Origin of the sequence: Marinomonas sp. (assembly GCF_965225885.1) — a bacterium.
Taxonomy (GTDB): domain Bacteria; phylum Pseudomonadota; class Gammaproteobacteria; order Pseudomonadales; family Marinomonadaceae; genus Marinomonas.
The window spans coordinates 4,235,395-4,251,523 of sequence record NZ_OZ245329.1; the positions used below are offsets into that span (position 1 = coordinate 4,235,395).

Consider the following 16,129-nt stretch of genomic DNA (forward strand, 5'->3'; position numbering starts at 1 on the left):
CTGTTTCTGAATCTGTCTTTGACGAAGAATCAGACTAAAAATCAGGTAAACAATAATAATTCAGTTTTTGGAGTTTTATAAAAATGAGAAAAATCAGCCTTGCTCTTACATCCTTAGCACTTGCTCTTTCTGCCGGCACAGCTATTGCGAATTGTGATCCAGGTGAGCGTGTTGTCAAATTCAGCCATGTAACGGGCGGTACAACTCACCCTAAAGTGGTTGCAGCCAATAACTTCGCAGACCGCGTTAACAAAGAAATGAACGGCAAATTGTGTGTTGAAGTTTTTCCTAACTCCACTCTATTTGGTGATTCTAAAGAACTTGAAGCGCTACTTTTAGGTGATGTTCAATTGCTTGCTCCATCACTTTCTAAGTTCGGCTCTTACACTGACAAATACGGTGTATTCGATCTACCTTTCATCTTTAAAGACATGGACCATGCAATTCGCTTTACGAAAACCAAAGAAGGTAAAGCACTATTAACCGAGATGGATGACTATGCTGGTTTTGTTGGTTTAGGTTACTGGATGTCTGGTATGAAATACTTCTCTGCCAACAAACCTCTTTTGGTTCCTAGCGATGCCAAAGGCTTGAAATTCCGCGTACAAACCTCTGACGTTGCAAAACAAATGATCGCGGCGATGGGCGCATCTCCTCAAGCAATGGCGTTCTCTGAAGTATACGGTGCCTTGCAAACTGGCGTTGTAGATGGTCAAGAAAACACTTGGTCAAACATCTACACGAAGAAATTCTACGAAGTTCAAGACAGCACAACCGATACTAACCATCAGTTGTTGGCTTACTTGTTCATGACGTCTTCTGAATTCTTGAAGAGCCTTTCTCCAGAAGACCGCGCTCAATTCACTCAAATTGCGGATGAAGTCACACAAGAAGCAAACTTAAGTGTAAAAGCGGCGGAAGAAGAAAACCGTCAAAACATTCTTAAAGCTGGCGGTAAGATCAATACGCTTACTCCAGAGCAACGCAAAGAATGGGTCGACACAATGAAGCCTGTTTGGAAGCAATTTGAAAGCTACATCGGTAAAGATTTGATAAACGCTGCTGCTGGCGCGTAATCCATTTTTATCCCGCAGTGAGCTGATCTTAACGGGTCAGCTCTTGTGGTTTTATCCTGTGCTTTCTTGATCCGCAATCTCTCTTCTGCGATTGACCCTAGAACCTACAAGACTCGCCACAAAGCTGCACTTTAACTTGTTTTGGTCCACTTAGTTAAGGAGACCCCCATGGCACATTGGCCGCATCTTTACTTACTTATTTTTATTATTGTTCTTTGGCTATTAGAGAAACGCTTCCCCAAAGTCATGGAACGAGCTGAAGAAAACCTACTGATCATCGTTATTTCCTCCATCATGGCGGTATCGTTTGGACAGGTTATTGCTCGTTATGGGTTTAACACTGGTTGGGACGCTGCGCTTGAATTCAATACAGTCGCCTTCTCTTGGTTGATTCTATTAGGCATGAGTTACGGTATCAAAACGGGCCTTCACCTGGGTGTCGACATTGTTCTCAACGCCGTACCAAAACGCATCACCAAAGCCTTGTCTTTATTCGGTGCGGCGGCGGCCATGCTTTACGGACTTATCCTTCTCGACTCTACTTGGTTGGCGATGCTTGGAGTAGACGTTAGCGGTGGTGCAATCGAATACTGGCTAAAAATGTTCAAAATTGGCATAGGTTCAGAAGAACTTCGTTACCCTGAATTTGTACAAGAAATGTTTGGTTTACGCCCACGCGTTCATCGCTGGATTGTTCTTGTTATCCTGCCAATCAGCTTGGCTCTACTTTCTTATCGTTCTTTGCAAGCATTCATCGATATTGCCCGCGGTAAACGCGACATGTTGATCAGTGGCCATGAGGCACAAGATCTTGTTAAAGAAAACCAAAACGTCTTGAAAGACTAGCGCAGGAGCGTCATTGTGGAATCACTTATTCTATTTTCATTGGTAATCGTCCTGCTGTTTGTCGGTTTACCCGTTGGTATTTGTTTGGGCTTGTCGTCCATACTATTTATTACCTTTTTCTCACACGACTCTTTGTCGTCTGTGGCTATTTCTCTGTTTGGGGCTGGTCAGCATTATACTTTGTTGGCTATCCCATTTTTCATCATTGCATCGTCCTACATGTCGACTGGCGGCGTAGCGAAGCGTTTGATTAACTTTGCGATTGCCAGTGTTGGTCACTTCCGTGGTGGCTTGGCAATGGCATCAGTATTGGCTTGTATGATGTTCGCCGCCTTATCTGGATCTTCTCCAGCAACGGTTGTGGCTATCGGTACTATTGCCATTGCTGGTATGACTCAAGTGGGTTACTCAAAAGAATTTGCAGCAGGTATCATTGCCAACGCAGGTACTTTGGGGATTTTGATTCCACCTTCTATCGTAATGGTGGTGTATGCCGCATCCGTTGACGTGTCTGTTGGTCGTATGTTCTTGGCGGGTGTTATCCCTGGCTTGATGGCGGGCGGAATGTTGATGTTAGCAATCTATGTTGTGGCTCGAATCAAAAAGCTACCGGCTGAAGAGTGGAAGGGTTTTGGTAACCTAATTCGCGGTGGTAAAGAAGCAGGCTGGGGCTTGTTCCTAGTCGTAATAATCATGGGTGGTATTTATGGCGGTGTGTTCACGCCAACCGAAGCCGCGGTTGTTGCAGCGGTTTACTCTATGTTTATCGCTTTGTTTGTTTACCGCGACATGGGGCCATTAAAAGGCAAAACATGGACGAACGACAACGATGCTCCGCACGCTCGTGTTGGTTTTAACGGTACGGTTTATGGCGTGTCTTTCTTCCTAGTATGGGAAATCATGTCATTCTTTATCTTCGCAGACAGCGAAACGGTGACTGGTGGTGATCGCGCACTTTGGGGTGCGATTATGTCCGTTGCCTTAGCTATTTTCTATGTTTATAAGCGCTCTAGCAAAATAGAAGAATCTGTCGGTGTTTGTTTGGCTGCTGGCGTACCTATTTGGGGCCGCAATTTGTCCATGATGCTACGTGGCTTTTTCCCTTCTTTGTTTGGTGAAGAATCTCGTAAGGTAATGCTAGAAGGTACAAAAACCACCATCATGCTGATGTTTATCATCGCCAACGCATTGTTGTTTGCTCACACCTTGTCTGCAGAACGCATTCCACAAATGATCACTGAGTGGATGCTTGGTGTTGGTTTTAACTGGTTCACTTTCCTCATCGCCGTAAATATCTTGTTGTTGATCGGCGGTCAGTTCATGGAACCATCTGGTCTATTGGTTATTGTAGCGCCAGTGGTCTTCCCGATTGCCATGGAGCTGGGTGTGGATCCAATTCACCTAGGTATCATCATGGTGGTAAACATGGAAATCGGTATGATCACCCCACCGATTGGTTTGAACCTGTTTGTTACGTCCGGCATAACAGGCATGAGCTTGGCTCGTGTCGTGAAAGCTGCGATGCCGTTCGTATTAGTATTGATGGTGTTCTTGGTGCTGGTAACTTACATCCCTGCACTGTCTACGGCATTGCCTTACAGCATCATGGGACCAGAAATCGTTCAATAACGATTGCTGTCACCCAAAGTGTTCTTAGCAGCACATGCAAAAAGTTTATAGAGTTTAGCGCCCTTCGGGGCGTTTTTTTTGCTTAGAATTTATGGCTAACATAGAATTCATGGCCAACATAGAATTTCAGGCCAATTTAGATTTTCAGAAAAAAAACGAGATATTTCTATCTCGTTTTTTGTCTTCTTTTTTTATCTTCGTTTTAGTCTTTCTTCAAAAGTATAACCAGAACACACTTAGATGATCACACCATCTACCAATTGCGGAATCTTCAATGGGTTACTATCTTGAATGGCGTCTGGAATCAATGAACTAGGAAAATCTTGGTAACACACTGGACGTAAGAAACGGTCAATAGCAGCACTGCCAACCGATGTAGAACGACTATCAGATGTTGCAGGGAATGGGCCACCATGAACCATGGAATGACACACTTCCACTCCAGTTGGATAGCCATTACATAGAATTCGACCGACCTTGCGCTCCAATGTGGGCAATAATGCACGAACCGCTTCTACGTCGCTGTCTAGCATTTGAATTGTGGCGGTTAACTGCCCTTCGAGATGTTCAGCAACAAATTTGTATTCAGCCAAGGTCTCACATTCGATGATTAAAGATGTCGAACCAAATACTTCCTCTTCCATTGACGAATCGACCAAGAAAGTCTGCGCACTGGTTACAAAGACATGAGGACAACATTGATTAGGCTGATCACTGTCATTGGCTTTTGCCAGCAAACTAGTGCCGCTATTAGAACTCAGCTTCGCCACGCCATCGCAATACGCTCGATAAATCCCAGAAGTCAGCATGGTTTGAGTCCCCAAGGCTTGTACTTCACTCGCCACCGTATCCTTGAATTTCTCAGCCCCCTCACCTTTGCAAAGCACTACCAAACCAGGATTGGTACAAAATTGCCCAGCCCCCATCGTTAACGACGCAACGAAACCTTTCGCGACTGTTGGTGCATCTGCTGCCAACTTACTTGGCATCACAAATACTGGGTTGATACTGCTCATTTCAGCATAAACTGGAATCGGCTCTGGACGATTCGCAGCAATATTCATCAAGGCCAAACCACCACTGCGAGAGCCTGTGAACCCAACGGCTTTGATCTGCGGATGCGCCACCAAAGTACCACCGACATCCGCTCCAGCACCAAATAAAAGGGAAAACACACCTTCAGGCAAGCCGGATTTCTTCACCGCAGATTGAATCGCTCGTCCCACTAGCTCCGAGGTTCCTGGGTGAGCAGAATGCGCTTTGACCACTACCGGACAACCCGCAGCCAAAGCCGACGCCGTATCGCCACCTGCTACCGAAAATGCCAAAGGAAAATTACTCGCACCAAATACAGCCACAGGGCCAAGTGGAATTTTCTGGAAACGTAAATCCGAGCGAGGCAATGGCGTACGATCAGGCATGGCAAGATCAATACGTGCATCCGTAGCCTTTCCCAAACGAACCACACTGGCGAATAGGCGTAGTTGCCCCATAGTACGACCACGTTCACCTTCGATACGCGCTTTTGGCAACCCAGATTCGGCAACGGCTCGTTCTATCAAAGCATCACCCAAGGCAAGAATTTCATCGGCTATGGTTTCTAAAAAAGTCGCTCGGACTTCAACTGGTGAAGCTCGATATTCATCAAACGCTTGCCAAGCCAAAGCAACGGCTTGATCCACATGTTGTTTATCACCGCCTAGGAATTCAGGTTTAAGAGCTTCGTTAGTCGCTGGATTCATCGCTCGAATGGCTTTTTTATGCCCTTTAACGGCTTGCGAGCCGATCAGCATTTGTCCTGTAATTTGCATACTTTTCTCCATGATTTCAGTGTGTATGACGTTATAAAAAAATAAAGCACCTTTATCGGTGCTTCGGGACTCTATTTATTAATCATGCAGACTACTTATTTGCTTCTATCAATGCTTTCAAGCGCGCACTTTGCTCGTCATTAGGCATAACGAGTGGTGCACGAACATCGCCAGCAGATCGATCAATGACTTTCGACCCAGCTTTAATCAAGCTGACAGCGTAGCCTTTTTTCTCGTCACGTAATCGGCAGAATGGAATGAAGAAGTTTTGAATAATTTGAGTAACGGTCTCTTTATCACCTGCTCGTAACGCTTTATAAAAACGATTCGCCATGTCTGGCATAAAGTTGAAAACAGCAGAAGAATAAGTGTTAACACCAATAGATAAATACGCTTCAGCAAAAATCTCTGCCGTAGGAACGCCACCAATATAAACCAAACGATCTCCCACTGTTTTTACTATGTCATTCAGTGCGGCAATTTGGCCAACACCATCTTTTAGGGCAATCATATTGGGATTTTGTGCAGCGAGCTGTTTCACACTTTCCGCGCCTAAAATAGCATTACCACGGTTATAGTAGATAAATTGAAGTGGACTGCTTTGCATGATTTGCGAAGCGTATTCTACGATGCCATCTTCAGGGCATTCAGTCAGAAATGGAGGCATCAATAAAATGCCATCACAACCAGCTTCTTCTGCGGCTTTTACGAAGGCTTTCGACTCCACCACACTTCGACCAGCACTGGCAATCACAGGCACTCGACCTGCCACGGTTTCTACCGCGATTTGACAGATTTCTTTATATTCATCCAATCCAAGAGAGAAAAACTCCCCTGTTCCACCCGCCACAAACACAGCGGAAACATCGTGTTCAACAAACCATTCAATGCGTTTTTTATAAGTATCCGCCTTAAATTTGCCATTTTCATCAAAATCCGTAATCGGAAAAGACAACAAACCATCACCTAAAGATGAACGAATTTGATCAATAGAAAGTGCCATAATGAGTCCTCAATGTGTCAATATTCCCAAATTTGGGCAAAGTAAAACCCTACCCAAATGCTGGGAAAAATTTCATTTTTTATAAGTAATAACCGTTAATAAAAAGTCGATGTCGACTGGTGTTTCAGTAAATCATCCGTCTTTAAGATCAAACGTCTTCAAAATGTCCTGTTGTCGCAAAAGCACCGCCCTGATAAAGCAACACAGGATCATCCGGCGACAACAATGGATCATTGCGAAACACTTCTTCTTCAAACACAGCGGAGGAATCTTTTGGATACCAGCCGATAAAACTGGCGTGACTGTTGTCCCACCAAGAACATGGATTATTCGAAGCGCCGTAGATCACCGTGCAACCTAAGCGATTGATAATAAACACTCTTTTCACTAAATCCGCCAAATCTCTTTCACTGATCCATGTAGATAAAAGACGGCGATTCGTGGGTTTAGGCAAGCAGCTACCGATTCGAATTAAGGCCGATTCAATCGCAAATTTGTCGAAGTAATATTGTGCAACAAGTTCACCAAAACCTTTTGATACGCCATATAAACTATCGGGGCGCATTGGGCTTTTGTCATTCAAACGCTCTTCTCGTGAATGAAATCCGGTTAAGTGATTCGAGCTAGCAAAGACGATTCGCTTAACACCTACCTGACGAGCCGCTTCATAAATATGATACGTTCCCTTCAGGTTGCCATTCATGATGTTTTCGAAAGTGCCTTCGATAGATTGCCCACCAAGATGAATAATGGCATCACACCCACGAACCAAATCCACCACGGCGTTTAAATCGGCTAAATCACAGGCGATAAAGGATTCGCCCGCATTGAGTGTCTCGATGGTCACAATATCCGACAAGACAAGTTCTTCAGCCCAGCCAGCCAACGCTTTTCGCATGGCCGTGCCTAATGTTCCCGCTGCGCCGGTTAATAAAACACGTTTCATTGATCACTCCTCAACTCTATTTCAACAAAGGCTAACCATTGATCCAATTCGGCAATGTCATCGATACAGCCGGTACGAACGTCACCAACATTAGGGCCGCTAAAATAGCCAAATAAAATGGCCAGATGGTTTTAACCGCTTTTTGAATCGATACACCACCAATGGCACAACCAACAAACAAACACCCACCAACAGGCGGCGTGCACAGACCTAACCCTAAATTCATCATCAGCATGACGCCAAAATGAATCGGATCCATACCAAGCCCTAACGCAACCGGAAGAAAAATAGGCGTACAAATAAGAATCAGTGCTGCCATGTCCATGATCATGCCCAAAACCAACAAGATCACATTCATCATCAGCAAGATCACAATCGGATTGTCCGAAATAGATGTCAGCGTCTCTGCTAGCACTTTTGGCACTTCGTACAAGGCCAACATGTAACCAAAGGCAGACGCACAGCCAACTAAAATCATCACCAAACCAGTCGTTCTAACAGAACGCACCACAGCAATCCAAAAATCTTTTAAACTTAAAGAACGATAAACAAAGCCTGTGATAATAATCGCGTAGATCGCCCCAATTGCACCGGATTCGGTCACAGTGAACACACCAGACAAGGCACCGCCAACCACGATAATCGCAGTAATCAATCCAGGAAAAGACGCCAAAAAAGCAAAGAAAATTACTTTAAAACCGGCAAACTCTTCCGTTGGAAAGTTCTTACGAATCGCAATCCAACGTGCAACCAAGCCCAAGAAAAAGCACATCAAAATCCCAGGAATCACCCCAGCCATAAACAAACTTGCCACCGACATGCCGCCGCCAGCCGCCACCACGTACAAGATCATATTGTGACTTGGTGGAATCATGATGCCCGCGATAGACGACGTAACGGTTACGTTAACCGCGTAATCATCATCGTAGCCTTTCTCTTTCATTACCGGGATTAACAAAGACCCTAATGCAGAAACATCGGCCACAGCAGAACCGGAAATACCACCGAATAACATGCTGGAAAAAACATTCACCTGACCTAAACCACCGCGCATCCAGCCGACCGCAGAAGATGCCAATCGAATTAACCGTGCAGCAATGCCACCATGAAGCATCAGTTCGCCAGCAAAAATAAAGAACGGAATTGCTAACAATGAAAAGGTAGACGTACCCGCAACAATTCGCTGGAAGCCAATCATCAACGGCAAGCCTTCATACCAAAAAGCCGAAATAGCAGCCATGCCCAAAGCAAACGCCACAGGAACGCCAATAAAAGTCAGTAGTGCAAATAACCCCAGTAAAATAGCCAAACCCATGTTACTGATCTCCTTTCATGTCAGAAGAATTAGAATCAGTAGACTCAGGCTTCCATATAATCTGCGCCACAATGCCGATTACCACACGGTAACCAGAAAACAGCGACATCAACACACCACAAGCTACAACTGGAAAATAACGAATACCATCTGATATGCCTAACAACGGAACCTTTCTGAACCAAGCAAAATCCACCAGCTCTTTGCCGTAAATCGCCATCGATATTCCGAAAACTAAAATCGTCATATCAATCAAAATATTGATCAATTGATTGACTCTTTTAGGCACGCACAAGGCCAACATGTCCACGCTCAAATGAGTGCGCTCATGAATCCCCACCGCAGCGGCTAAAAAGGTAATATTGGTCACTAATAACAGCGCCATTTGCTCAACCCAGGTTGGCGTATCGTTCAATACGTAACGACCAAATACTAGCCAACCAAAAGAGGCAACAAGCACCACCATAAAAACACCAGAAAGCATGGTGGCCAAATACGCCAACACATCCAGAAAGGTTTTTACGGGTGTCTGTTTAGAATAGAAAGAATCCATAGACTTACTCATTCTCTAAAAGTCATCAAACTGGGCTTATCGACTCATTACAGCCAATAAGCCCTCCCAAAAACTAAGACACCGACAAAGCAACCGCCTTTACAGTGCACTTAGAAATCATTATTGAGTATTTTGAATTTGCTCGATGAAGCTTTTTAGAGATGGATTGTCTTTAACCGCTTTGGCATAAACTGGTTTCATCGCATTTTGAAAAGCAGACTTGTCTTTGATTTCGTTAAATTTAACGCCAGACGCCAAGACTTTTTTACGGCTTTCTGTATCACGCTCCGCCCACAACTTACGCTGCAACGTAGAACTTTCACGAGCGGCTGCTTTCACGGCTTTTTGATCGTCTGCCGACAAGCCATTCCATGCTTTAACACTAACACATAGACATTCAGGCAGAATCAAATGCTCAGTCAAAGAATAGTACTGCGCCACTTCGTAGTGATTACTTGAATCATAAGATGGCCAATTGTTTTCAGCGCCATCTACCACGCCTGTTTTCAAAGATTGATACACTTCCGAATACGCCATTGGCGTTGCATTACCACCTAGCGCTTCCACCATGCCAACATAAAGTTCGTTGTTCATAACACGGAATTTTTCGCCTTTCATATCAGCTGGCGTATTGATAGGCTTCGCTGTGTTATAAAACGAGCGAGCGCCGCCGTCATACCAAGCTAATGAAATGATACCTTGCTTCGCCATCGCATCACTTAATTGATCGCCAACAGGGCCATCCATTACACGATGCATGTGATCAAGGTTTTTAAATATAAAAGGCAAAGAAACCACGTTCACTTCTGGAACAGCTTCCCCCATTGGCCCCAAGTTAAAGCCTGCGAACTGAATCGCGCCAACTTGCAGCATTTGAATTGAATCGGACTGACTTCCTAATACCCCCCCGTTATACACACGACCACTCACTCGACCATCGGTTACTTTGTTGGCTTCTTTGATAAAAGATTCCATGGCGACGGTAACAGGATAATCTGCGTTATGAATGTTCCACCCTTTCCATTCTGCTTGCGCAATTGAAGAGAAAGAAACAGCCGATGCAACGGCAGCAAATGCCAAAGCGGTATTGAGAGTTTTTCTGTGAAGCTTTTTTATCATTGTTATATCTCCAGTTTTTTTTTATTTTTTCTTGCTTTCAGCTTTCGGGATGTCAAAGACTGACCTTTTTTACAAAGCCATAATCATCCAACTGCATTTAGTTTTAGCACATGATAAGATGATTTGAAATAGTCATAGTATGATTATTGCAAAATATTTGTATACTGTTTAACCTGTCGCACTTATTGAAAAAGTCATTGACGGATGTGATATATTTGCGATCACAACACCAGCCCAGCGATTAGCAACGCATAGACACAGGCCAGCAAAAATGCCACTAACAAAAAAAGTAAAAAAAAGCTTACCGCAACAAACAGCCGAAAAGCTTAGAAAAAAAATCCAAAAAAGCGGTATGAAAGTCGGCGACAAACTGCCCACTGAGCCTAACCTCATGATAGAGCTTTCTGTCAGTCGCACTGTATTGCGTGAAGCTATCGCTACCCTAAAAGCAGAAGGTCTAGTAGAAGCCAAACAAGGTGTTGGTGTCTTCATTGCTGCACAAAAAAAAGCGCTACCGTCCCTACTAAGAGCTAGCACCCAAACTCTCACAGACACCATAGAATCACTGGAGTTAAGGACAGCTGTCGAAGTAGAAGCCGTTGCTTTAGCCGTCGCTCGTTGCTCGCTAGCTCAAGAGGCCGACATCTACCGTTGCTTCGATGCTTATGAGAAAAAAGTACAAAATGGCGACAGCGCAGAACAAGAAGATTTTGAGTTTCATTTAGCCATAGCAAGAGCCACTAACAACCAGCATTTTGTTGATTTCCTCGAAGTCTTAGGACGCCGTACTATTCCACGCGCCAGACTAAGAGAAGAAGCCGGTTTACCCAAAGATCCTGACATTGAAAAATCGCTTAATAGTGAACACAAAGCCATTTTAGATGCCATTGAAGCTCGCGATGCACAAGCTGCTCAAAAAGCCGTGCGCGATCATCTTCAGAATGGTTGCGAACGGTATCGGACACTTATGCGTGAAATCGAACGCAGCAAGTCATAGTATGAATATGTGGTTTTTATAAGATGAATTGTGATACTGTCTGATGGTTTAAGTCTACAAATACAATAAAAACCAAACAGAAGGCTGTCTGATGAAAATTACGCAAGTTATTACTCACCATCTCACTCACACGCTGGAAAAACAATTCGAATCCGCCTCCATGCGGTTCACCTCTCGCGAGCATTTATTAGTTGAAATACATTGCGACAATGGCTTAATCGGGTGGGGAGAATGCCTTGGTAACCGCATTGTTAATGATGCCTTTGTCAAAGCCATGACACCGCTATTGATTGGTAAAAATGCCCTAGATATCGAGCCTATCTGGCTTATGCTTTACAACACCTTTCGCGACCAAGGCCAACGCGGCGCTACCATCAATGCTATTAGCGGCCTAGATATCGCCCTTTGGGACCTTGCTGGTAAATTTCATCAATGCCCGACCTATCAATTAATGGGCGGCGCTTTTCGCACTCGCATTCCCGTTTATGCGACTGGTGGTTTTAAAGTCATTGGCGAAGATCGTATTGAAAGCCTACTCAAAGAAGTTTCTGGCTACAAAACACAAGGCTTTGAAGCGGTAAAAATTAAAATTGGCTTTGGTGTCGACTTAGACGTTGCCTCAATCAAAGCCGTGCGCCAATGCCTCGGCTATGACATAGAGCTGATGATCGACGCGAATCACGGTTATGACCATATCGACGCGGCTCGCGTTGCTAACCAAGTAGCCGATTGCGATATTCTTTGGTTTGAAGAACCCGTCGTACCCGAAGCACTCTCCAGTTATAACAAACTAAGAAGTACGCAACCAATTCCCCTTGCTGGTGGCGAAACATGGCATTCGCGCTGGGGAATCAACGAAGCGCTAAAACAAAATACGGTCGACATTCTCCAACCGGATGTTTGTGGTGTGGGCGGTCTCAGTGAAGCGAGAAAAATACTTACTTTATGCGATATTTATGGCGTTCGCTGTGTCCCTCACGTTTGGGGGACCAGCATCGCCCTTGCCGCTGGCCTACACTTTCATGCGGTTATCCCACCTAATCCACCGTCTCCTGGCAGTCATTCACCGCGTTTTGAATACGACCAAACCCACAACCCTTTCCGCTCAAGCATTATTACCACACCGTTTAAATTGGAAAACGGCCATCTAGCCGTACCTAGTGGTCACGGCTTGGGGATAGAAATTGTCCGTGAAGAACTTGCGAAATACGCACCCAAACAGTAATTGATTTTTTAAACCATCAAGGAGATGTTGATGACTCGATTATTGACAGGCGACAAACCAAAAATCGCCTTACCCAAAGGCAGCGTAGACTCTCATATTCACGTGTACAGTGCCGAGCATGATTCATTACCGGGTGGTCCGGCTATTCCAAGCGATGCCGCAAATTTGGCAGACTATCGCCGAGTACAGCAATGGCTAGGGTTAGAAAAAGTAGTCTTAACCCAACCCAATGCGTATCAAGAAGACAACTCTTGTCTACTCGAAGCACTAGGCCAATTGGGAGATAACGGACGCGGTGTGGTTGTGGTCACACCAACTACTAGCGAAGCAACTATCCAACAATGGCACGAACAAGGCGCCCGTGGCGCACGAATCATGCAACTTACTCAAGGTGCCGTTCGCCTAAAGGATTTGCTTGCAGTGCACGCTAAGATCCGGCCTTTTGATTGGACTTGCATGGTGCAGTTTAATGGTCGAGAAATTCTCGATCACGCTGCCCTGCTTAATCAAATTCAGGGCGACTACATCATTGATCATCACGCAAAGTTTTTACCGCCAGTTTCACCAGATTCCGCCGAGTTTAAACAGCTATTGAAACTAATAGACAAAGGCAACTGCTATTACAAAATGGCAGCCTGTTATGAAAGTTCAGCCACTGGTGGACCAGACTATAAAGACATCGCCGAGCTATCAAAACGTATTATTGCGCATGCTCCCGAGCGCGTTATCTTGGGAAGTAATTGGCCACATGTTTCCGGTGCGCCAGAAGATGCACCGAATGATGTTCAGCTACTAGATACTGTCATGAGCTGGATACCAGATGAAAAAACACGTCAAGCAATATTCGTAGACAACCCAAATCGACTTTATTGGCGTCACTGATAATTAAAAATAAACAGAGAGCTCAGGGTTTAACACAGTCCTGAATTCTCTGCTTATTGCCTCTTTTAAGCCCCAAAACACTTACAGTTTCTTTTCTCTAAAATCACACCATTCTTTATTTTATGACTTCACTCTGCTGAGTATTTTTGTTTTGATGGCAACAAGACACTTCATTCATCAACAAGGATTTTCATGATGCTAAAAAAGCGCTGGTTACAAGCCTTAACGCTCCTACCTTTATTTTCAATCAGTCAGTTCACGTTCGCCGCTGGGCAAGCGGCTGATGGTGTTGCACCAGAAGCCGCTAGTGGACTAGAAAAAAAGAGTCTAACTCATGCGCAAAAATTCATGGTCGCCACTGCCAACCCAGAAGCAACTAAAGCGGGTTACGATGTGCTAAAAGCCGGTGGCTCTGCTATCGATGCACTGGTTGCCGTACAAATGGTATTAGGATTGGTTGAGCCTCAATCGTCTGGTTTAGGCGGCGGCGCTTTCGCTGTTTATTACGATGCAACCAATCAAAAACTCACGACGTTTGATGGTCGAGAAACAGCGCCCCAACAAGCCACACCAGAACTTTTTCAAGATGAAAACGGTGAGCCGCTTGCCTTCTATGATGCCGTGGTTGGTGGTCGTTCTGTTGGCACTCCCGGCACAGTCAAACTAATGGGCGAACTGCACGACCGCTATGGCACCATGCCATGGGAAGATCTATTAGCACCTGCGACAGAGCTTGCTCAAGAAGGTTTTATCGTGTCACCTCGCTTGGCCGATGCCATCAAAGGCAGCGTAGAACGATTATCTCGTTATCCAGAAACCAAAGGTTATTTCTTTAATTTAGATGGCACGCCTGTTGAAGCTGGCAGCCGATTAAAAAACACTCAGTATTATGAAACGTTGCGTTTTCTTGCCACCTACGGAGCGGATGAGTTTTACACAGGACAAATAGCCAAAAGCATTGTGTCTAAAGTTCAAGGAGCACTGGATAATCCGGGCGTTTTGTCTGAACAAGACTTCCTCAGTTATCGAGTAAAAGAACGCGCTCCAGTCTGCTTACCTTACAAAGAATACGATATTTGCGGCATGGGACCACCAAGTTCTGGGGCCTTAACCGTTGGACAAATCCTTGGCATTACCGAACAATTTGATCTCGCCGCTTTAGGGCCAAATTCTCCAGAAGCATGGCAGATTATCGGCGACGCCTCCCGTCTTGCCTTTGCTGATCGCGGCCGTTACATGGCAGACACAGACTATGTTCCTATGCCACAAGGCTTGCTAGACAAACCTTATTTGGCCGAACGGGCCAAACTCATCACTCAAGGCAAAGCACTAGAAAACGTTGAGGCAGGCGAACCCGAATGGCGTCACCCGATAAAACAAGCCGATGACATTGCCATTGAGCTACCTTCCACCAGCCATATCTCTATTGTTGATAAAGATGGTAACGCAGTGTCTGTTACCACCACCATCGAAAATGGCTTTGGCTCAAACATGATGAGTAATGGTTTTTTGCTAAACAATGAACTGACGGATTTCTCTTTTAAATCTCATCAAGATGGCTTCCCAATTGCCAACCGCTTAGAACCCGGCAAACGTCCTCGCTCTTCTATGTCTCCGACTATCGTAATGAAAGACAACAAACCGTATTTAGTGGTTGGTTCACCGGGCGGGTCTCGTATTATTGGCTACGTGGCAAAAACGCTTATCGCGCATCTTGAATGGGACATGGATATTCAGCAAGCCATCAACTTGCCCAATATGCTCAATCGCTTCGGCACGTTCGATTTAGAAAAAGGCACACAAGCGGCCTCTTACGAAAAAACGCTCAAAGAAATGGGCTACAAGGTATCGATTCGGGATTTAAACTCCGGCGTGCAAGGTATTGTTATTGAGCCGAATGGCTTACTCGGTGGTGCTGACCCAAGAAGAGAAGGCTTAGTACTAGGAGATTAAAAGCAGGAGATTAAAATCTCGTTCTAAGGAAGGTAAACACGGTAACAGTCTCGCCCTGACTCTTTTGCGTCATACAGGGCGAGGTCTGCGTATTTAAAGGCGTTTTCAATAGTGCTTTTTTGACGATTAATATTAATAGAAACCCCGATACTGACGGAACAAGATACTTTTTCACCGTCATAATCGATCTCTGAATCTCTTATTGTCTGGCAAATGCTAGCAGCCAACATTTCTGCCTTCTCTTGACTCACATTCGGGAGAAATACAGCAAACTCCTCACCGCCAAGACGACCAACAATATTCGGGCTGGGAGACAATTTTCGTAAAATATCACTAAATTCCACTAATACTTTATCGCCACAAAGGTGACCATAGCGATCATTGATACCTTTAAACAAATCCATGTCTAGCACAAAAAAAGCGTATACGGCGTTTCGATTTGACTCAGTGCCAAGCCAATCCTCTATTTGTATATAAAAGAATCGACGATTGCACACAGACGTCAAATCATCCATTTTCGCCAAACGGCTCATATTTTTTTCCAAAACGTCCAGTTTATAAAAGATACCCACCAGATGCCAAGATAGAAGCGGAGCAACAAAAATAGCACTCAAAGACGAACGAAGAACATCCTCAAAAAACGTTGTTTGGAAATTAAAAAGCTCAGAAATAAAAAGATTACTAGAGGATGCTAAAATGACGGCAAAAATAGTGATGATACAAACCAGTTTAACTCGTCCCAATCTTTGGAGTCGTGCTCTCATACTTATGGTC

At 44.7% G+C, this 16,129-nt stretch carries 14 protein-coding genes; 7 read left to right on the plus strand and 7 right to left on the minus strand.

Annotated features, from left to right (window positions below; all coding sequences use genetic code 11):
- Positions 1 to 83 precede the first annotated feature (83 nt).
- From ACO05V_RS20265 to ACO05V_RS20275, 3 genes are all read left to right on the plus strand, one after another.
- On the plus strand, positions 84 to 1,076 hold the full coding sequence (locus tag ACO05V_RS20265) for a TRAP transporter substrate-binding protein (RefSeq protein ID WP_421855882.1): 993 nt from the start codon (positions 84 to 86) through the stop codon (positions 1,074 to 1,076).
- A 168-nt stretch (positions 1,077 to 1,244) separates the two neighbouring features.
- Entirely contained in the window at positions 1,245 to 1,922 is a 678-nt protein-coding gene (locus tag ACO05V_RS20270) for a TRAP transporter small permease (RefSeq protein ID WP_212917780.1), read from the plus strand.
- A 15-nt stretch (positions 1,923 to 1,937) separates the two neighbouring features.
- Positions 1,938 to 3,551, plus strand: a complete 1,614-nt coding sequence (locus ACO05V_RS20275) for a TRAP transporter large permease (protein WP_421855884.1) — start codon at positions 1,938 to 1,940, stop codon at positions 3,549 to 3,551.
- Between the two features lie 236 nt (positions 3,552 to 3,787).
- On the opposite strand, the gene ACO05V_RS20280 is transcribed toward ACO05V_RS20275, so the two are convergent.
- The 6 genes from ACO05V_RS20280 to ACO05V_RS20305 all read right to left on the minus strand — a co-directional run bounded on the left by ACO05V_RS20280 (position 3,788) and on the right by ACO05V_RS20305 (position 10,298).
- Positions 3,788 to 5,362, minus strand: coding sequence for an aldehyde dehydrogenase (NADP(+)) (locus ACO05V_RS20280; protein ID WP_421855886.1), 1,575 nt, complete (start codon positions 5,360 to 5,362; stop codon positions 3,788 to 3,790).
- Positions 5,363 to 5,453: 91 nt separating this feature from the next.
- Complete coding sequence (locus ACO05V_RS20285) at positions 5,454 to 6,365, minus strand: 5-dehydro-4-deoxyglucarate dehydratase (RefSeq protein ID WP_421855888.1); 912 nt, start codon at positions 6,363 to 6,365, stop codon at positions 5,454 to 5,456.
- A 148-nt stretch (positions 6,366 to 6,513) separates the two neighbouring features.
- Positions 6,514 to 7,311, minus strand: a complete 798-nt coding sequence (locus tag ACO05V_RS20290; RefSeq protein WP_421855890.1) for an NAD-dependent epimerase/dehydratase family protein — start codon at positions 7,309 to 7,311, stop codon at positions 6,514 to 6,516.
- 31 nt (positions 7,312 to 7,342) lie between these two features.
- A complete protein-coding gene (locus ACO05V_RS20295; protein ID WP_421855892.1) occupies positions 7,343 to 8,626 on the minus strand; it encodes a TRAP transporter large permease in 1,284 nt (427 codons plus the stop codon).
- Between the two features lies 1 nt (position 8,627).
- On the minus strand, positions 8,628 to 9,179 hold the full coding sequence (locus ACO05V_RS20300) for a TRAP transporter small permease (RefSeq protein WP_421855894.1): 552 nt from the start codon (positions 9,177 to 9,179) through the stop codon (positions 8,628 to 8,630).
- A 120-nt stretch (positions 9,180 to 9,299) separates the two neighbouring features.
- Positions 9,300 to 10,298, minus strand: a complete 999-nt coding sequence (locus ACO05V_RS20305; RefSeq protein ID WP_421855896.1) for a TRAP transporter substrate-binding protein — start codon at positions 10,296 to 10,298, stop codon at positions 9,300 to 9,302.
- 271 nt (positions 10,299 to 10,569) lie between these two features.
- Between ACO05V_RS20305 and ACO05V_RS20310 the strand changes: the two genes are divergently transcribed.
- The 4 genes from ACO05V_RS20310 to ggt all read left to right on the plus strand — a co-directional run bounded on the left by ACO05V_RS20310 (position 10,570) and on the right by ggt (position 15,355).
- Positions 10,570 to 11,295 (plus strand): FadR/GntR family transcriptional regulator, encoded by a 726-nt coding sequence (locus tag ACO05V_RS20310; RefSeq protein WP_421855898.1) that lies wholly within the window; start codon positions 10,570 to 10,572, stop codon positions 11,293 to 11,295.
- Between the two features lie 91 nt (positions 11,296 to 11,386).
- Positions 11,387 to 12,520 carry a mandelate racemase/muconate lactonizing enzyme family protein gene (locus tag ACO05V_RS20315; RefSeq protein WP_421855900.1) on the plus strand — a complete coding sequence of 378 codons (1,134 nt, stop codon included), beginning with the start codon at positions 11,387 to 11,389 and terminating at the stop codon, positions 12,518 to 12,520.
- A gap of 30 nt (positions 12,521 to 12,550) precedes the next feature.
- Complete coding sequence (locus ACO05V_RS20320) at positions 12,551 to 13,402, plus strand: amidohydrolase family protein (protein WP_421855902.1); 852 nt, start codon at positions 12,551 to 12,553, stop codon at positions 13,400 to 13,402.
- A gap of 192 nt (positions 13,403 to 13,594) precedes the next feature.
- Positions 13,595 to 15,355: a gamma-glutamyltransferase gene (gene ggt, locus ACO05V_RS20325; protein WP_421855904.1), complete on the plus strand. Its 1,761-nt coding sequence runs from the start codon at positions 13,595 to 13,597 to the stop codon at positions 15,353 to 15,355.
- A 23-nt stretch (positions 15,356 to 15,378) separates the two neighbouring features.
- Here ggt and ACO05V_RS20330 read toward each other — a convergent pair whose 3' ends face one another.
- Positions 15,379 to 16,119, minus strand: coding sequence for a GGDEF domain-containing protein (locus ACO05V_RS20330; RefSeq protein ID WP_421855906.1), 741 nt, complete (start codon positions 16,117 to 16,119; stop codon positions 15,379 to 15,381).
- Positions 16,120 to 16,129: the final 10 nt, after the last annotated feature.